Source organism: Bacillus sp. A015 (genome assembly GCF_053851875.1).
The window spans coordinates 75182-94033 of sequence record NZ_JBSPZB010000005.1 but is presented as its reverse complement, the minus strand read 5'-3'; the positions used below and the strand labels follow the sequence as shown (position 1 = coordinate 94033).

General features: G+C 37.7%; 17 protein-coding genes, 3 pseudogenes and 1 riboswitch. Of the genes and pseudogenes, 10 read left to right on the top strand and 10 right to left on the bottom strand.

Features of this window, described 5'->3' with window-relative positions; all coding sequences use genetic code 11:
• Positions 1–168: 168 nt before the first annotated feature.
• The 3 genes from nhaC to ACSLGF_RS06200 all read right to left on the bottom strand — a co-directional run bounded on the left by nhaC (position 169) and on the right by ACSLGF_RS06200 (position 4158).
• On the bottom strand, positions 169–1575 hold the full coding sequence (nhaC, locus tag ACSLGF_RS06210; RefSeq protein WP_456003451.1) for a Na+/H+ antiporter NhaC: 1407 nt from the start codon (positions 1573–1575) through the stop codon (positions 169–171).
• 140 nt (positions 1576–1715) lie between these two features.
• The gene (gene aspA / locus ACSLGF_RS06205; RefSeq protein ID WP_456003449.1) at positions 1716–3140 is read right to left on the bottom strand and encodes an aspartate ammonia-lyase; all 1425 of its coding nucleotides are present in this window, start codon (positions 3138–3140) and stop codon (positions 1716–1718) included.
• A gap of 28 nt (positions 3141–3168) precedes the next feature.
• On the bottom strand, positions 3169–4158 hold the full coding sequence (locus tag ACSLGF_RS06200; protein WP_456003446.1) for an asparaginase: 990 nt from the start codon (positions 4156–4158) through the stop codon (positions 3169–3171).
• A gap of 206 nt (positions 4159–4364) precedes the next feature.
• On the opposite strand from ACSLGF_RS06200, the gene ACSLGF_RS06195 reads away from it, so the two are divergent.
• A complete protein-coding gene (locus tag ACSLGF_RS06195; protein WP_034321796.1) occupies positions 4365–4712 on the top strand; it encodes a helix-turn-helix domain-containing protein in 348 nt (115 codons plus the stop codon).
• Between the two features lie 61 nt (positions 4713–4773).
• Here ACSLGF_RS06195 and ACSLGF_RS06190 read toward each other — a convergent pair whose 3' ends face one another.
• The 5 genes and pseudogenes from ACSLGF_RS06190 to ACSLGF_RS06170 all read right to left on the bottom strand — a co-directional run.
• Positions 4774–5241 carry a helix-turn-helix domain-containing protein gene (locus ACSLGF_RS06190; protein WP_456003443.1) on the bottom strand — a complete coding sequence of 156 codons (468 nt, stop codon included), beginning with the start codon at positions 5239–5241 and terminating at the stop codon, positions 4774–4776.
• A gap of 97 nt (positions 5242–5338) precedes the next feature.
• Complete coding sequence (locus ACSLGF_RS06185) at positions 5339–5860, bottom strand: YfjD family protein (RefSeq protein ID WP_456003440.1); 522 nt, start codon at positions 5858–5860, stop codon at positions 5339–5341.
• 21 nt (positions 5861–5881) lie between these two features.
• The gene (locus ACSLGF_RS06180; RefSeq protein WP_456003437.1) at positions 5882–6640 is read right to left on the bottom strand and encodes a hypothetical protein; all 759 of its coding nucleotides are present in this window, start codon (positions 6638–6640) and stop codon (positions 5882–5884) included.
• 12 nt (positions 6641–6652) lie between these two features.
• Positions 6653–7072 (bottom strand): annotated as a pseudogene (locus ACSLGF_RS06175) (hypothetical protein); the annotation flags it as partial.
• Positions 7069–7243, bottom strand: a pseudogene (locus ACSLGF_RS06170) (WXG100 family type VII secretion target); the annotation flags it as partial. The pseudogenes ACSLGF_RS06175 and ACSLGF_RS06170, both read right to left, overlap by 4 nt.
• Before the next feature lie 226 nt (positions 7244–7469).
• Here ACSLGF_RS06170 and pepT point away from each other — a divergent pair.
• On the top strand, positions 7470–8702 hold the full coding sequence (gene pepT / locus ACSLGF_RS06165; protein WP_456003434.1) for a peptidase T: 1233 nt from the start codon (positions 7470–7472) through the stop codon (positions 8700–8702).
• Positions 8703–8994: 292 nt separating this feature from the next.
• Positions 8995–9174 carry a hypothetical protein gene (locus ACSLGF_RS06160; protein WP_456003776.1) on the top strand — a complete coding sequence of 60 codons (180 nt, stop codon included), beginning with the start codon at positions 8995–8997 and terminating at the stop codon, positions 9172–9174.
• Between the two features lie 98 nt (positions 9175–9272).
• Here the strand turns inward: ACSLGF_RS06160 and ACSLGF_RS06155 are convergent, their stop codons facing one another.
• Positions 9273–9419 carry an RsiV family protein gene (locus ACSLGF_RS06155; RefSeq protein WP_456003431.1) on the bottom strand — a complete coding sequence of 49 codons (147 nt, stop codon included), beginning with the start codon at positions 9417–9419 and terminating at the stop codon, positions 9273–9275.
• A gap of 61 nt (positions 9420–9480) precedes the next feature.
• On the opposite strand from ACSLGF_RS06155, the pseudogene ACSLGF_RS06150 reads away from it, so the two are divergent.
• Both ACSLGF_RS06150 and ACSLGF_RS06145 read left to right on the top strand, forming a co-directional pair.
• Positions 9481–9798: pseudogene (locus tag ACSLGF_RS06150) on the top strand (GntT/GntP/DsdX family permease); the annotation flags it as partial.
• 82 nt (positions 9799–9880) lie between these two features.
• Positions 9881–9993: riboswitch (SAM riboswitch) on the top strand.
• 87 nt (positions 9994–10080) lie between these two features.
• Complete coding sequence (locus ACSLGF_RS06145) at positions 10081–11202, top strand: 5-methyltetrahydropteroyltriglutamate--homocysteine S-methyltransferase (protein WP_456003429.1); 1122 nt, start codon at positions 10081–10083, stop codon at positions 11200–11202.
• Between the two features lie 150 nt (positions 11203–11352).
• On the opposite strand, the gene ACSLGF_RS06140 is transcribed toward ACSLGF_RS06145, so the two are convergent.
• Positions 11353–12345 carry a JmjC domain-containing protein gene (locus ACSLGF_RS06140; RefSeq protein ID WP_456003427.1) on the bottom strand — a complete coding sequence of 331 codons (993 nt, stop codon included), beginning with the start codon at positions 12343–12345 and terminating at the stop codon, positions 11353–11355.
• An 872-nt stretch (positions 12346–13217) separates the two neighbouring features.
• On the opposite strand from ACSLGF_RS06140, the gene ACSLGF_RS06135 reads away from it, so the two are divergent.
• Genes ACSLGF_RS06135 through asnB form a run of 5 tightly spaced genes read left to right on the top strand, consistent with a single transcriptional unit; the run spans position 13218 to position 18754 of the window.
• Positions 13218–13946, top strand: a complete 729-nt coding sequence (locus ACSLGF_RS06135) for a class I SAM-dependent methyltransferase (RefSeq protein WP_456003425.1) — start codon at positions 13218–13220, stop codon at positions 13944–13946.
• Complete coding sequence (locus ACSLGF_RS06130) at positions 13936–14193, top strand: PqqD family protein (protein ID WP_456003423.1); 258 nt, start codon at positions 13936–13938, stop codon at positions 14191–14193. The genes ACSLGF_RS06135 and ACSLGF_RS06130 overlap by 11 nt, the downstream gene beginning before the upstream one ends.
• Complete coding sequence (locus tag ACSLGF_RS06125; protein WP_456003421.1) at positions 14190–15179, top strand: GNAT family N-acetyltransferase; 990 nt, start codon at positions 14190–14192, stop codon at positions 15177–15179. Before ACSLGF_RS06130 ends, ACSLGF_RS06125 begins: the two co-directional genes overlap by 4 nt.
• Positions 15176–16564: an MFS transporter gene (locus ACSLGF_RS06120; RefSeq protein WP_456003419.1), complete on the top strand. Its 1389-nt coding sequence runs from the start codon at positions 15176–15178 to the stop codon at positions 16562–16564. Before ACSLGF_RS06125 ends, ACSLGF_RS06120 begins: the two co-directional genes overlap by 4 nt.
• 6 nt (positions 16565–16570) lie before the next feature.
• On the top strand, positions 16571–18754 hold the full coding sequence (asnB, locus tag ACSLGF_RS06115; protein ID WP_456003417.1) for an asparagine synthase (glutamine-hydrolyzing): 2184 nt from the start codon (positions 16571–16573) through the stop codon (positions 18752–18754).
• Positions 18755–18852: the final 98 nt, after the last annotated feature.

Sequence of the window (18852 nt, the reverse complement as noted above, 5' to 3'; positions counted from 1 at the left end):
TGTGCCCTTTTTATGGTATAAATATGCTTTTATTCTCCTTCACACCACACCTTAAGACCTCTTTTATAGGGGGTCTAAAATCACAATCACCTGCTTTGTATCACATATAGTCTCTCGGTCCTAGGACAAACAAAAGCCGCCCGGTGAGGAGCGGCTTTTGCAAACGGCTTATGATGCCGATTCTTCTTTTTCTTGTTGATCTTTGACGTACCAAATGAATTTCCCAGTATATCCGTAAATAATTGCAAGACCAATGGCGACAAAGCTCAACCACATAAATGGTAAATAAGAGAATGTCGATACGCCTAGAATTCCCGCCATGTAAATCCCGTTATCTGACCATGGAACCATACCAGACGTAAGCGTACCACCGACCTCAGAGTTTCTGGATAAAACACGTCTGTCTAATTTTAATTTATCATAGCTCTTTTCCATAATTTTTGGCGTAAGAATGATTGATACATACATAGCACAGCCAAAAATATTCGCAAAGAAAGCAACAACTAGTGTGGATAGAGTGACGTTTCCTGCATTATGCAATTTCTTCTCAAACATAGAGACGATGACTTTTAATACTCCTAAATATTCAAGTACACCACCGAAACCAAGACCGAGGATAATCACCACTAAAGATCCTAGCATATTGACAATACCGCCACGGTTTAACAGGGTATTTAAGAAATCTACATCTGAGTTAATGGAAAAGCCATTATAAGCCGTAGCAAGCGCATCTGCCGGATTCATTCCTTGAAAAGCCATGGCCCAAATCGAGCCTAGGAGGGCACCAATGGCGATAACAGGCATTGAAGGTTTCTTAAATACGAGCAATAACACAACAACTACAGCCGGAATAACCATCCAGATATTAATTGTAAATGTATCATGAAGTGCATTTTTCAAAAACTCTACTTTATCTTGATCAATGTTTCGACCGCCATACATAAAGCCTGTAATCGTAAACATAATCGCTGTAATCACAAAGGCTGGTATGGATAAGACCATCATAGCTCTTACATGCGCCAGCACGTCTACTTTAGAAAGAGAAGCGGCGAGTACGGTGCTATCTGATAATGGCGATAATTTATCACCAAAGTAGGCTCCAGATAAAACGGCACCTGCAACAATTGGAAGCGGAATCCCAAGACCTTCACCAATCGCAATCATGGCAATACCTGCCGTTCCAACCGTCCCCCAAGAGGTTCCTGTTGCAATGGACATAATGGCACAAATAACAAGTGTAGCTAATAAGAAAATGTTAGGATGAATAAATTCTAGGCCATAATAGATTAATGTAGGTACAACACCACCAGCAATCCATGTTCCAACAAGTGCACCAACAGCAATTAAGATCAAGATAGCATCTAAACCATTTGATATCCCTTTTGTAATCGCATTTTGAAGATCCTTATATGAATGTCCCAATCGAATCCCTAAAGCGATCACCATAAACCATGAGATAAACAATGCTAGTTGAATATCTAATTTGAAGTAAAGAGTAAATGATAAAACAATTGCTAAAAACAAGCCAAGTACAGACACGACCTCTGTCAAAGACGGCAGACGTGGTGATTTCATTTTGTTTCCTCCCTTTGTGCGTGCGTTAAGCGTTTTCAAAATATTGTGAAAAAAGTGTGCCAATTCGAAAGAAAGTGAATTGCCTGTTTTTCTCTTTGTCACAGGCAATTCGTCATATTGATAAAATAAATTTTTTGATATTATTGTCGCTCTAGCAGCTCTTGACCCGCAATACCAGGCTTTGTCATCTCGTAAGGATTTAAGATAATATCAAGTTCTTCTTCCGTTAAAACATCATACTGCAAGCAAAGATCTCTGATCGATTGTCCCTTCAAAATAGCTTCTCTTGCAATTCTAGCGGCTGCTTCGTAGCCTAAGTGAGGGTTCACGGCAGTGATCACGCCTGCACTTTTTTCTACATATTCTTTCAAACGTTTTTCATTTGCTTCAATGTCCGCTAAACAATGATCTGTGAATGAACGGAATCCATTATTCATTATACTAATAGATTGAAGTAAATTAAAGACCAGAACAGGCTCCATCACATTTAACTCAAGCTGACCCGCTTCAGAAGCAAGACAGATGGTGTGGTCGTTCCCAATGACCTGGAATGCAATTTGGTTAATGAGCTCTGCCATGACTGGATTGACTTTCCCAGGCATAATGGATGATCCAGGCTGACGGGCTGGCAATGCAATTTCAGCAAGACCTGCACGCGGACCAGATGCCATTAAACGAAGATCATTGGCAATCTTAGACATGTTCATCATGCATACTTTTAATGCTGCAGAGACTTCTGTGTAAGCATCTGTATTTTGCGTGGCATCTACGAGATGCTCTGCGCCTACAAGCGGAAGACCTGAGATATCAGCGAGCTTTTTCACCACGATCTCAATATAGCGTGGATCTGCGTTTAAGCCTGTCCCAACAGCTGTCGCACCCATGTTTACTTCATATAAATGCTGCTTCGATTGGTTAATCCGTTTAATATCACGGCTTAGAACGCGTCTGTATGCTTCAAATTCCTGTCCCAAACGGATCGGAACAGCATCCTGCAGGTGCGTACGACCCATTTTGATCACATGATCGAATTCTTTCGCTTTCTTTTGAAATACGTCCTGCATCGCTTGCATCGTCTCAAGCAGAATGTCTAACTGCTTCAACACAGCAATATGGATAGCGGTTGGGAATGAATCATTCGTCGATTGCGACATGTTCACATGTGTGTTTGGACTTAAATGAATGTATTCACCCTTTTGATGTCCCATGATCTCTAGGGCTCTGTTACCAATGACCTCATTGGCATTCATATTCATCGAAGTTCCTGCGCCGCCTTGAATTGGGTCTACAATGAAGTACTCATGCAGCTTACCTTCAATGACTTCATCAGACGCTTGAACGATGGCATTGCCAATTCCTTCATATAAACGTCCAACTTCCATATTGGCTTGAGCTGCTGCTTTTTTGACAATGGCAAAGGCTCTGATAAGTTCCTCATGCATGCGATACCCTGTAATCGGGAAATTTTCTTTTGCACGAAGGGTTTGAACACCATAATACACGTCTGCCGGAATTTCTTTTTCACCAAGAAAATCCTTCTCGTAGCGATAAGTTGCTTGAACCATCTGATATGACCTGCTTTCTATAGAATAGTTAAATCACTAAATCTTCTGCGATTGGCGTTTCCATAATCTTTTTCACTTCTCTTGGATCTGTTGTTTTGCCTAATGCCCACATGAGTTTCGGCACGATGGCTTCTGTGTTCATGTTTCGTGAACGTGCCACCAGTTCTTGATTGATCTTGCGTCCTACTTCATACACACTCATGTCTTCTCCTTCTTCGAGACACTGAGTTGTAATGACAACAGAAATGCCTTCTTCCAGCAATTCGTTGATCTTTTCTAAAAGGTTTCTTCCTTCGAAAGGAATTCCGCCGCTGCCGTAGCTTTCGATGACGACCCCTTTGTACACACCTTTGATCGTCTCTAAAAACTCAGGCTTAAGTCCTGGGTGCAGTTTTAATAGACAAACATCCGTGTTCAAGGATGCATCTAATTTAAGCGGTTTCATTGATGTTCTTTTTACTTTGCTATTGTATTCAATTTGATGGTTTTCAATCGATGCAATATATGGGTAGTTAATACTTTCAAATGCATCGTAGCTTTTCGTTCTTAGTTTGATTGCGCGTGTTCCTTGAATCACTCTTCCATCAAACACGACGTATACGCCGCCTACACCGTCACATGCAAAACGAATCGCATCTGTGATGTTTTTCTTCGCATCTGTTTTCTTAAACGTAATCGGAATTTGTGAACCTGTAATAACAATCGGCTTATCAGGATTTTGCAGCATATAAGATAGAGCTGCTGATGTATAGGCCATTGTATCGGTTCCATGAGTGACGACAAAGCCGTCGTATTGATCATAATTCTCATAAATGGCTGTTGCGATATCCACCCAGTATTCAGGCTGCATATTTGTACTATCTATACTCATCAGGGACTTTGTGTCCATTGTGTACTCTGCATTAATTTCGTTTAAATAGCTTAAAAGGTCCTCAGCTTTAACACCTGGAGCTAAACCATTTTCACTCTCTACAGATGCAATCGTCCCACCAGTGGTTAAAAGCAATAATTTCTTCAACAGGTCCACCTCTTTCAGTAAAATTACTTCGTTTGTCACACATATTATAAGCCAGCTTGTGCTATTCTATAATATACGCTTTACGCGTACCTTCATTGTCATTATAGTCACATATCGCGAATTAATCAAGAAATTATTACGCATAACGCGTACACTCCATGTCAAAATATGATATACTGTTGATGTATATAAAGGAGCGTTCATGTATGATACTCGATCGTTTAACCACCCTTAGAAAAAAGAAAAAATGGTCTCTCCAGCATACGGCAGATCGCCTAGGTATCGCCAAAAGCACCTATGCCGGTTACGAATCTGGGTACCGACGACCTTCGCTTGAAGCAGTGAAGCTGCTGGCTGATTTGTATGATACGTCCATTGATTTTTTACTTGGTAGAACGGACGAGCCAGAGATCCAACGCAAAATCTCTGATATCAAAATTGAACTGACGGAAGCAAAAGAAGGAACCATCCTCGTAGATGGCGTTCCACTAACCGATGAAGAAATCAAACAGCTTGTTGCCTTTATTCGGGCGAAAAACACTCTGAAAGTATAAACAAAGAAAAGAGAGGTCCCTATCATACGGGCGCCTCTCTTTTCTTTTTGATATCAGCTGCTTATGAATAAGGTGAAGACAGCTGGCTTAATTCCTCTAACCGCCGCTTCGCTTCTTCTTTATTAAACGAACTATAATAGCGATAATTCTCATCATCTAAGATACGGTAATGCTGACTCAGCACATTTTGCTGGAGACGAAACGTGCCTTTTTTTATAGAGGTCCGCCACCAAACCTTTCCGCCAATTGTACGTTCAACAGATAGATGCAATTCATCATGTGCCACGACTTCCAAAATCTCAAGCGGGTCATCCCCAAGTGTCCCTTTTAACATGTCACTATCCCTGAATAATGCACATACGGCCGCAGATTGCGTCCAGTTGAGGCGCAGTCTGTTTTTTTCGACCTGCTGCAAATGCCGTTTCGATAAACCAAGTACCTCAGCCATGCGGTCCTGCGTATAATTCTTTTCTTTTCGAATCCGTGCCATTTGTTCTGTGACGAGGTCGATTACCATCTCTTTGTCCATCTCTCATCACCTCTTGAGTGTTCAGTCTTTACTGACATCATACACGATTTTTTCAAAAAAGTGGCGTCCTATCCTATGGAATCATGGCGTAAACAACCTAGTCAATCAGCTCTTCTCCCTGACCATGCTGCTGTCTCCAGTTCTCTTGGGCTGCCCGATTTAAATATGGATAGATGTCTTGTTTGACGGTTTGCTCAAATACTTCTTCATCTAAAATACTGTACGCCGGAATCTTGAGCAATTTCCCATCTATTTTCCGAATGAGCACATCCATGAAGAGAAATCCCCTTATACTGTAACGGTGCCGGCGCATGTCGATTGATTGAATGTCTTGAAAAGGGATCGTTTGCTCTCGATGCAAAATAGCACCATTCTCTCCGCGCTGAATTCGAAAAATCACATTTCCCCTCTTCGTAAAAGCCGGCAGAATCATCAAAAAGGAGATCCAGCCATACACAATACCTAATAGTCCGCCTAAAAATAATGTATAATTCGATTCAAATGTAAGAGCTTCTGAAAATAGCCAAATACCGATGATACCAAAGCCGCCCGTTGCTAAGAATGCCCATACTCTTAGAAAGGGTCTGCTCCTCACTTCTATTACTTCACTTGGATTCAAGCGTCATTCTCCTTTTCTCCATTAGAATATAGAACGTAACCCGTCTCTATGAGCCGTCTCTATGCGAAATTCGTTTTCCTTTATTCCCGACACAAGCCAGGAATGTTTCTCACCTGGTATAACAAATAACATGGACTCCACATCCGGCGTATTGTTTTTGTCATAGGCTACCTTCATAAGGGAATCCATCTTTCCTTTTCTCGCCTGCACATCGGAAACAAATGCCCTCACGAGTTCTTGATTCTCTGCTTTATTGAGAAAGGAAAACCGCTCATCTTTCGCTTCGCTTGCTTGCTCTAATAGCATTTCAAATTCCTCTGCTTGCAGGTTGATAACAGGTATGCGGTGATCACTCATGTGTATGCTCAAAAAGGCTGTCACTTGCTCCTCTGCCTGCTGATTGTCTTTCAGTTTATGGATCTGATGCACTTGTTGATCATAAAGCGTATGATGCGCATACACGCCCGCCTGCGTCGTATGAAAGGAGATACTGACTTCTTCATCTAACTCTCCAAATCTTGAAGCCTTGACGGTATGAGATGCATCATTCATGGCCTGGATGAAATGACGGTATTCTGCTTTATAACGGTATTGTCTGTTTCGAAATTCCAGCACGTCTTTTGCCAGCAAAGAGCGGCACGCAATTTCAAACAAAAACCCAAGACGTTCATCCTCTGCATCAGGATAATAGGCTTCCTTTAAGGACATGCCTTGTTCAAAATAGCCTTCACTGTAAAAACTAAAGATGAGTTCCTCGATACTTAGACTCAGCTGATCCAACTTGATCTCTCCTTATCCAAAAGAAAATACGCCCTTAAAGAAATCGCCTGCACCCTTTATAAGCGAGTCTGCGGTTTCTTTTGTTTGTTCTATCCCTTTATGTATCACCTGATTTGCTTGATCAATGGTGTCATTGATTGCTTTCACACCTTGACCCGCCAGCTCAAATGCTTTTTTCCCTTTATCCACGGCTGCATGAATCGGATCCTTTAATTTCACTGCGACCTGTTCAGCAAAACCGGATGTCAGCTTGGCGACTTTTTCTCCAATAAATTCAACTACTGCTGATCCAATGGCGCCACCGACAACTGTTCCAATCGGGCCCGCAAAGCTTCCGAGAGCGCCGCCGACAACGGCACCTGCGACAGACCCGCCAGCGATAAAGACCATATTATTCACTGCATTTCCAACAGCCTTTGCATTTTCACGCTTTCAAGCAAGTCCTTTTCAAATTGATCATAGGGTGCCGTTGTTTCCTCAAAGCTTTGATCAAATTTATTCCTCGCTTCTCCTTGCCAGCCTGATCCTACTGCTTTCAGCCGATTCTCAAGCAGCTGCTTCCTGAAACTTTTGAGCGAGTGCCAGCGTTTGATTAGAATCCAACTTTCGCACCCCTTTCTCCCAAATTAACGTACAAATGGATGATTTTATATGTCCTCATTATAAATAAAAAGACACCCAAAAAAATCACCCTAAAGAACCATTCAGCACATCGCCTAATAAAAGCAGGCCTTTTTACTCTCTAATTGCCAGAGAAAACCTTTCTTGTTATGAAGCGCATTCAAGACGTGATAAAATGAACATATTCTACAAAAGGAGTGACGTATAGATGAAAGAGGAAATGATCAAGCGTTTCACAAATTATGTGAAAGTAGATACTCAGTCTAATGCAGAAAAAGAAAGCTGCCCATCTACTGCAGGACAGCTGAACCTAGCGAGACAGCTTGTTGAAGAGATGAAATCCATCGGGATTCAAGAAGTAACAATGGATGAAAACGGCTATGTTATGGGAACGATCCCATCTAACACCGACAAAGAAGTGCCAACGATTGGCTTCCTGGCTCATATTGACACAGCTACTGACTTCACCGGCAAGAATGTGAAACCGCAGCTTCATGAGGACTATCAAGGCGGTGACATCACGTTAAATGAAGATTTACATATCGTTTTATCTCCAGCACAGTTTCCAAATTTGCAAAAGTACCAAGGACATACGCTCATCACCACTGATGGCACGACCTTACTTGGTGCAGATAACAAAGCAGGTATCGCAGAAATTATGACTGCCATGCATTACCTCATTCAGCATCCAGAAATCAAGCACGGAAAGATTCGAGTCGCCTTTACTCCAGATGAAGAGATTGGCAGAGGGCCGCACAAGTTTGATGTCGATGCCTTTGGCGCTTCCTATGCTTATACCATTGACGGCGGACCGCTTGGAGAGCTTCAATATGAAAGCTTCAACGCAGCAGGTGCGAAAGTATCAATTAAAGGAAACAACGTCCATCCAGGTACAGCGAAAGACAAAATGGTCAGTGCTGCGAAGATCGGGATGCTCTTTCACAATAAACTCCCTTCAGATGAATCTCCGGAGTATACAGAAGGATATGAAGGCTTTTTCCACCTGACGAAGTTTGTAGGAGAAGTGGAAGAAGCAGAGCTGCAATATATTATCCGTGATTTTGATAAAGAGAAGTTCAACAATCGCAAAGCACTATTTGAAAAGATTGCAAATGACTTAAAAGCGGTCTACGGCGAAAACAGTATCACCCTCAGCATTCAGGATCAATATTATAATATGAGAGAAAAAATTGAGCCGGTTAAACATATTGTGGACATTGCCCATGAAGCAATGGAAAACCGCTCAGTGACACCTGTGATCGAACCTATACGCGGCGGTACAGATGGCTCTCAGCTTTCATATAAAGGTCTCCCAACACCAAACATCTTTACTGGCGGAGAAAACTTCCACGGTAAAGATGAATTTATTTCAGTTGAGAACATGGTGAAAGCAACAGAAGTCATCGTGGAAATCGCACGTTTATTTGAAGAAAAAGCATAGACATGTTTACAACCGTTCCTGTTCGGGAACGGTTTTTTAATAAAAGTTTACAATATTCTGAAACTTTTATGACATTTAATCGTACTAATATAGACAACCCCAGAAAAAATTCTTCTTGACGAGTGAAATAATTGGAAATATAATAGTTAAAAACAACCAGTATTTTAGACCTAAATCAGCGGATCATCTAAACCTTAAGAACTAAACCGATTCTGCTGCTTATTATTTTCAGTTATAAACATCACTCACCCTGTCTACACTGAAAGAATAGGATGAATTGGAGGAATGTCATATGATGATTTTATTGATTATCGCTTCACTTTGCTGCTATTTACTTTTCTCTTTCAAAAAAGATAACCGCACCCAAAAACGAAAAAGCGCAGAGCTTTCGGAGTTTGAAATCTTTCGTATGCGCCGCCACTACAACAGCAAACGCCGCCATCCACTAAACAACGCACCTAAACAAGTATAAATTCAAAGAAAGAGCCTCATCAGGGGTTCTTTTTGTTTGTGTCAGAACATGTTTTAGACACATTAATAAACGACCACATCCAGTGGCCGTTTCTCTTTTTATTTATACACCTTTGCAGGTACTTGAATCATAGGAATTCCTTGATAGTATGGTGCGATTTCATATGGATCAAAGACAACAGCAATCCCCTTTTTCGTGAAGTAATACTGCGTGTTGTAGTTGATTTGAATATCACTTCTCTTCATGTTCGCATAGAATTACTTTTATGCTTCTTTGTATAGTTATAGATATAATCTCTTACTTTTGCTTTCTCCCCTGCTCCTCACCTGGCTGATTGCTGCTGTCCTTCGTGTGTCTTTAGGATCAGCAACTGTCGCAGGTCTCACAGCGGCTGGCATTTCTGCACCACTTATTGGATTAACGGGTGTCAGCCCGGAATTAATGGTGATCGCAACAGGTGCCGGAAGTATTACGTTCTCTCACGTGAATGATGCAGGTTTCTGGATTTATAAAGAATACTTTAACCTGTCAATGGCCCAAACCTTTAAAACATGGACATTGATGGTCACTGTTCTTTCACTTGTCGGACTAGCTGGTGTCCTCGTCGCTGATTTGTTTATGTAGGAAAATAAATTGTAAAAACCATTGACTTTTTCTCGAAAAGATTGAATAATTGTGTTTATTAAGAAAATTGAATCAAAAGGTAACCTTATTAAGAGTGGTGGAGGGACTGGCCCTGTGAAACCCGGCAACCGCTGTTCCTAGGAACAGAATGGTGCTAATTCCTTAAGCAAGCATACGCTTGTTTGAAGATAAGGCAGAGATCTCACAGTATATGATGCTCTTCCTTATCCAAGGAAGAGCTTTTTTATTTGATTTTCAACCTGTAGAAAGAAGGGATTCAGTATGACACAAGTACAAACCATTGGAAAGAGAACAACAAAGCCGCCATTTCGCGCAGATCAAGTAGGAAGTTTACTCCGTTCAGAGCGCATCAAAGAAGCACGCAAGCAAAAAGCAGACGGTACACTGACAGCAGAGCAGCTCCGACAAATTGAAAATGCAGAAATCACACGTATTGTGGAGAAGCAAAAGGAGATTGGATTAGAGGTTGTCACAGATGGAGAGTTCAGACGTGCATGGTGGCATTTTGACTTTCTTGAAGGACTTGATGGGGTCGAAGGATTTGAAGCAGATCAGGGCATTCAATTCCACAACACAACGACAAAAGCTAGAGGTATCAAGGTAACAGACAAGATCGATTTTACAGATCACCCAATGCTAGAGGATTACCGCTTCCTTCACAGCATCGCTGGTGATCATACGGCTAAAATGACGATTCCAAGTCCGAATATGCTCTTTTTCCGTGGAAAGCTTGAAGAAGGGGTGTATGACAGCTTAGAGGAATTCCACCATGATGTGGCACAGGCGTATAAGAAAGCCATCCGTGCTTTTTATGATGCAGGCTGCCGCTACTTGCAGCTAGATGATACGGCATGGGCAGTGTTCTTTTCTGAAAAAGGCCATGAACAAATCAAAGCCTTTGGCCGCGAGGAAGATGAACTTCGTGAGTCGTTTGCAAAAACAATCAATGAAGCCGTTGCCGATCGTCCAAAGGATTTAGTCATCACGATGCACATTTGCCGTGGTAACTTTAAATCAACATGGGCAGCTGAAGGTGGTTACGAAGCAGCCGCAGAAACGATTTTTGCCGGATTAGATCTTGATGGTCTCTTTTTAGAGTTCGACGATGATCGTTCCGGCGGATTTGAACCCCTTCGATATGTGAAGAATTCAAACCTTCAAATCGTACTAGGCCTTGTCACTTCAAAATACGGAGAGCTTGAGCCAGTTGAACAGATTAAAAAACGAATTGAGGAAGCGGCTCAATATGTGGACATTAACCAAATTTGTTTGAGTCCACAATGCGGCTTCGCCTCAACAGAGGAGGGCAACCTGTTAACAGAAGAGCAGCAATGGGAAAAGCTGCGTCATGTGATTGAGATTGCTGATCAAGTGTGGAAATAGGCGGAAACCTACAGAAAAAGCTTACCGTCAAAATAAAGAACCGCTTTTTGGCGGTTCTTTATTTTTTGTCATCTCAATCAACATTATACTAAGTTTAATCGTAATACTTCTATAGTTGAGTTAAGAAGATAATGAACATAAGTTATCTTCTTAAAAACCATCTTTTATACTCATAAGTTGTCTTACAACAAGTTGTGTAGATTGATATACATCTAAGTCATCTTTCTTTCTTGCCAGAATATCCCCTACTGAAATTCCCCTGAAATCGTTTGGCAAATTATTTATCATTGATTTTAATTTTTCTTCTATCTTTTTTCGTTCATTTTCATCCAAAAGATCAATATTCACCAGCTCTCTCCATTCGTCTTTTTGAATCAGTCGATTCCTTAATTCTATTAAAATTAGATCTAGCCAAGCTGGCTGACCGAAGGTAAAGTTTAATGCAATGGTTTCTTCAGAAGAACTAGTTGAATGCCAACAACCTCTTGGAAGAAATAAAAATGAGCCCGTATCTAAAAGCAATTCCCTTCCATTAGATAAATTTTCATCAGGAAATTCACCATTCCAATACGACTTTAATGGATCTGGCAAATGAGGAGCCTCGATTAATTCATAATGTTGAAGTGGATTTATTGTATTAAAATTTTCAGCCAACTTCCATTTCTTTTTCCCTTTAAGTTGAAAAATGAAATTGCAATACGCATCAAAATGTGCTGAAAATCCAGCTGATTCTTTAGCAGCGTACAATACTGCTTTTGCCATTGTTCCCTCAGGCAAACCTAACAGTGACTTTAGTTTGTTAATAGATTCACGAAGCTCTGGTATAAATATATCTGTGAAATCAAATTCTAAGGCAGCTCCTTTTTCATACCAACTCATTGCCTCTTCAGGTGGAACTAAAAACTTGTTAAGGATCCCCCCTGTCTCCTCAATTATTGCATCCCCAACAACCATTACTGGATTTTTATATATCTTTAGAATATTCTCCAAGCTGGATATACTTTCGATTCCAGGAACTGAAAAAAATCGTTCTAAACTTCCTTTGTTATGTAAAAAATAATTTGGCCAATATTCATTTAAAAACTCATCAGAATTCATCTCGTTTAAAACGTCGTCTAATATATTTCCATTTGTTATTTTCATCATTTACCTCCTATGCTTATATTTCCAAATACAATTATACAAAAAGCAAATCCAATTTCAACTAATAATCTTAATATTCAGATAAAAAGAATAGATTATCAAGAGATATCAATAAAAAATAATATGTATACAAGGATCGACAGAATTACTTTTAAAAGACCTATGGACAAATGGAGATTAAAGGTATTATTCGTTAGTACGCATAATCATCACAAACATAAAAGATTATCCTATTCCATTTAGAATACAAATTCAGTGGTTATACAACTCTCTAAAACCATAAACGTCTCTCCAGATTAAAATAACCCATGATTCTAGCCATCTTTTGAATTTTCTCCTATTTCTTTTTCACAAACTCTAATTCTATTTGTAGCAGCGATTTACTCATCACTTTTCACTTTATAGACATAAAAATTTGTCAAAAAAATCATTGTCTAAATATTGAAAAAAATATAAAAAATGTGCTATCATGACTTTCGTTAGGGTATGAAATTGAAATTTAAGACATATATAAGAGGGATATTACATGAAGAAAGTTTATAAAACTCCTCGTCTTGTTGAGATTCGTAATGTAGTTGTTGCTGGTGGACATTAATTTATAAAACCCTTTTAGAAAAGGACAATAAAGGAGGTGAATCACATGAAAAAAGTTTATAAAACTCCTCGTCTTGTTGAGATTCGTAATGTAGTTGTTGCTGGTGGACATTAATCCAATAAAACCCTTTTAGAAAAGGACAATAAAGGAGGTGAATCACATGAAAAAAGTTTATAAAACTCCTCGTCTCGTTGAGATTCGTAATGTAGTTGTTGCTGGTGGACATTAATAACTGTTTTTTCATACCCTAACACTTTATGAAAGGAGTGTACATTCTTTGCTGACTCATGATGAATGTTATTTATATAATGATTTTGTCAAAGAAAATCAACTATACATATACCCGTTGATAGGTAATAAAATTTTAAATCATACCCTTTCAGGTTCTGAAGAGACCATTGTTGATATGGGAACTGGTCCCGGTTATTTAACACATTATTTATGTAACAATTCAAATGCCACTATCTATGCTACTGACATTAATAAAACAATGTTAGAACTAGCCCAAAATCAAATAAATACATGTCTTAATAAAAAAAATGTGATTTTTGAAATACAAGATGTTCATTCATTAACGTATGCAAATGAGTCGATTGATGCACTAGTTTCTTATTCATGTCTACATCATTGGGTAGAGCCAGTAAAGGGATTAAAAGAGTGCTATAGAGTGCTAAAACCGGGAGGTAAAATCATCATTATTGATACTCACCCTATATCTTTACTCTCCTTGAATAGCCTAAAAAAACAAATAGACTCAAAGTATATAAGTATTTTGGAGGAAGCCTTCTTAGAAAGCTATACTGAAAAACATGTAGGTGAAATGCTTACACGGTCAGGTATTTCAAATTATTCATTCCATCCTTTAGAGTTCTCTGTTGAAGAGTTTATGGAAGTTATTGATGAAATTGGAGATATTCCAACAAGTATGGATACAAACGAGCCAAAGCCACAATCTTGGTACCTTGTTATAGAAAAAAAGAATGGAGGGAATTCCAATGGAAAATAATACAATTCTCATAAAGAATCCTGATAATGTTACAAGAAGGTACTTAAAAGGTATCATTATCGAACCAGGCATGTCCCTAAATCAAGTCGCTGCTGATTTTTATGAACGAATTGACGGGCAAAGAGAGTTTATTTCAATAGTAACGGAAATTGCTGAAGAATATGATACAGATGTTCAAACTTGTATCGAAGACCTGCAAGCATTGAGTAAACAATTAATTGAAAAGGAAGTTGTATATGTAAAATGAATAAACTTAATGACGATATTCTAGAAAACATCTATAAAAACATTTCAACTAAGAGAAGCAAAACAATCGTTAATTACATTGCAATGCTAATGGCACTAGCGAGAGATAATGAACTAAACGAGGATGATTTAATTAATTGGATTCACAGTAAATTAAGTGAAATAGGATATTTTCAAGAAAAAAACCGTTTATTTACTCAAAACAAATTAGATGAATTTGTCTTAGAGTTTATTGAAGGAAGAGCACTATTATATGATGATATCAGCATAACTGAAACAAAACAAAACGAATATGTCATCAGTAGCAAACTGTGGTACAAAAAGAATCCACCTGGGAGTTTTTTTTATTTTGGTATTGACCCTGAAGATTTTTCGAACTATGCACAAAAACTTGCTCAAATAAACGCCGAAAAACTAGGCATCTCAATCCATTTTTCTGAGGATCAAGTGAATGACAAAGAAATAGCCCATATCCAGCTGTCAAAAAAATGTTCGCTTTCAAAAGAATTGACAGTAACTCAGCCAAGTTCAAAAGACTTTTCGTGGTTAACATGTTTTTTCAATGAACATTGGGGTGGAACGACTATGGTGTCTAAAGGGACAACTTATAATGTTTTAAATGAAAACATTTTGTTGGCTAAACGTGGAGATTATATAGTAGGAATATTAGTTTACAAAATATTCAAAGAAGAAGCAGAAATCCTGACTTTGGAGGCTCTAGAAAAGTACCATGGTGTTGGAAGTAGATTACTTTTTGAGTTAGAACAAAATCTAAAAACACAAAATATACACTCTATTAATTTAATCACTAGTAATGATAACTTAAATGCAATTAGGTTTTATCAAAGAAAGGGATATTCTTTCAAAAACATCTATATTGGTGCAATTGATAAAGCAAGAATGGTTAAACCTACAATCCCCTCTATAGGAAATTACGGAATACATGTCAAAGATGAATTAGAATTTGAAAAAAGGTTGATACAATGACTATAAAAAGCAGATTGATTGTTATTGCGATTTCACTCGGAGTATTTGCTAGTTCGATGAGTACTACCATGTTATTTATAGCCTATCCTGAGCTAGTTCAATTTTATAATATTGATTATGAAGTCATGCAGTGGAGAAACATCGTTTTTTGGTCTTTCTTCGGGGTTTTCATGCCCTTTTTTGGCATCATGGCTAAAATGACAAATGTTAAAAAAATGTTTTTAATAGGGTTAAGCTTATTCACTATTTCTTGCTTGCTTAGTGCTTTTTCATCTAACTGGGGAATGTTCTTGGTAGGGCAATCTCTTCAAGGGTTAGCTGATGCTATGATTGTTCCAGTGCAAGCTGTGCTTATTAGAAGCATATTTAGTGAAGATAGAATTGGTTGGGCATTTGGATTACAAGGTTCAGTGATGGCCGCATCAGCGCTGTTAGGTCCATCATTAGGCGGTTTGATTATACAGAGTATGAAATGGCAAATGATATTTTTGTTACTAGGGCTAATTGGATTGATAGCACTTGCTCTAGGGTTAATGCTAGTTCCTAATATTGAAAAATCAACTAAATTTATTTTTGGAAATTTACCTATAGTAGGAACTTTAAGCTTACTTATAACCTTTATATCCATTCAAGGAATATTTATTAGTGAAAGTGACGTTTGGATTTTATTTGGTTTTGCAGGTTTTGCTTCATTTTTGTATGTTGAATTTTTCAATAAAGTCCAAACAAAAATCATACCCCAAGATTTATGGAGTAATAGGCCATTTTTGATCAATGCGCTCAGAGGTTTTTTTATTTTTTTATCCATAAATGCTATTGCTACGTTTACCCCGATTTATTTTAGGATGTCTCAAGGGTATGAAGCCAGTATAGTAGGCATGGTATTACTTGCAAGCCCTATCGTGATGATTTCACTAGGTGCATGGGGTGGAAGACGCGTGGATAAGTCATTAAATAAAACGATGATATTTGGTCTAACTTTATTATCAATATATAGTATTGGATGCATTCTCCCCGGTGAAAACTCTTTTCATTATGTATATTTTGTCTTGGTGTTCATTATAGGTGGTATTGGTGCTGTAATGGTTCTGCCGGCTCAAAATAAAGTAGCCTTAACTTCTTCACCAAAAACTGAAACAGGAACCTATATGGGATTATTTCAGATGGTTCAATTTACCACGGCAAGCGTAGCTGGTGTCTTGTTTGCTCCAATCATACAATCAACAACGAATACAGAAATATCAGTATCTGGATATCAGATGATTGGTGTCACATCTACTGTTTTCTTTCTCTGCTCAATGCTTATTGTAATTATAGAAGCGAAAATAAATAGACGAAAAATAGTAGATAATAATGGAGAAATTCAACTTAATAATAAGGAATGATCATTAATGTGCGGAATAGTTGGATTGGTTAAATTTCATTATGATGTTACTTCACATGAAGTTCTTTCTATGAAAAACATGTTGGAAGAAATCAATTACAGAGGCCCAGATGGAGATTTTTATCATATAAACGGAAGAGAAGCATTCGGATTTTGTAGACTTGCCATAAATGATATTACTCATGGTCATCAGCCCTTCGCTAATCATGACGAATCTATTATTGTCATGGTTAATGGTGAGATATACAATCATCATGATCTAAAAAGCAAACTAAAAAGAAAACGAGCTTTCCGTAGCCGGTCAGACTGTGAAATTGCATTATACTTATATGAAGATTATGGAATAAATTTCTTGAATTTTTTAAATGGAATGTTTGCAATCACTATTCTAGATAAAGTTCAACAGAAGCTTTATCTTATAAAAGATAGGTTTGGTATTAAACCTTTGTTCTATAACTTTACGGGAGAACGTATTATCTTTGCATCAGAAATTAAAGCTTTATTGCAATATCCTAATTGTCCACGCACATTTGATTGGATGGAAGCTTTAAGTGATTCTTGGTTAGCTGGGCATGTTTCTAATAACATAACGCCCGTGGGGAGCTTTTTTTCGGGGATTGAAAATATACCAGGTGGACATTACATCGAAGTAAACCTCAGAAATAAAACAGTGAATACAAAAGAATACTGGAACATAACCAAAATTCCTATACATCACCTATCGAAAAATAAAATCATAGAGAAATATATAAATCTTTTAGACTCTTCTTCAACAAAATGTTTAATGAGTGATGTAGATATAGGTTTATTTTTAAGTGGTGGTATTGATTCTGTGTCAATAGGTCATTTTGTAGCAAAACATACAGAGATCAACAGCTTTTCTGTTGTAAGTAGAAGTACCATTGTTAACGGGGATGCAGAGTATGCTTTAAAAGCCGCACAGCATTATCATTTTAATGAACACTTTGCTGATTTTAATGAGTATACTATGGACTATAGTATCGATGATTGGAAATCTCTTTTATGGTTATGTGAGAGTCCTTATTGTAGTGCCGAGCAGCTCTATAAATATCATCTTCATAAATTTGCAAAACACTCCAATCCAAATATAAAAGTTATATTAACTGGTCAAGGTAGTGATGAATTTAATGGTGGATATAGCCAACTTTTTTCTGAAAGAGATCCAGCCTGGGCCACTTTCATGCAATCGTTAAAGATTTTGGATAAAAACAAAGAAATGAATTTACTGAACGACCCGATTAATACATGGGATAATTTATTTCAAGGAAATTTATTAAAAAATAACTTTTTTAAGACCAAAAACAATCCTTACTTAAACTATGTTTATTCCAAATATAGAGATATTCAGATGTATAACTGCTGGATGGAAGACAGAATTGCTGCTGGTAACCATATAGAGAATAGGGTTCCTTTCTTAGACCACAATCTCATTGAACTAACACTTGGTGTTGAAGAAAACAAGTATGCTGATCTTTTTTTTGATAAAAACATACTTAGAGAAGGTCTTCTAAAATATACAGACATTCCCGAAACATTAGTGAAGAGACCTAAAGTTCCATTTTTTTATGGGAAAGGGGTTAAGTCTACTAGACATTTAATTTTGAATATCCTAAAGAAGAATAATTATGAAATAATTGATTATGCTTTTAATAAAAATAGTTTTGTTAATATAGATTCCATCTATCAATTTGCAAAAACCATTGAAAATCATCATGACTTAGAAAACATTGAGTTCTTAACACGGTTAATCAATATGGGAATGTTAGAACAAATGTCGAGTGATTTATCTGTAAAAGTTAAGAGCACAAATAAAATTAGCATTCCACCAAAAAGAAATATACACAAGTTACACTTAAGCCAAGACGATGCTCTAACGATTAATACATTACACGTTCCAATACTAAAAGAAAACATAGATGTTTTAATGCCTCTGCAAGAGGATAACTTATTATATATCACTATTAATAATAACATTGAATACCTTGTTGATTCACGCGATGATTATGAATGGTTTACCTTTTTAAGTCAAATCAATGGTATCAAATCCATAGAGGATATTTTATCTCAAAATAATCTAAAATTTGAAGATATAAAAGAAATACTTGAAGAATCAATATTACTAGGTATTATCGAATTGAAGATCAAAACTCCTCTTCAAAAGCTTAAATAAATATATTCGAAGAGTATATGATTTATTTGAACCACGCAACAATTTAAAGTGTGGTTTATTTTTTATTCAATTTTGTCTTTTTAATAAAAAAAGGCATT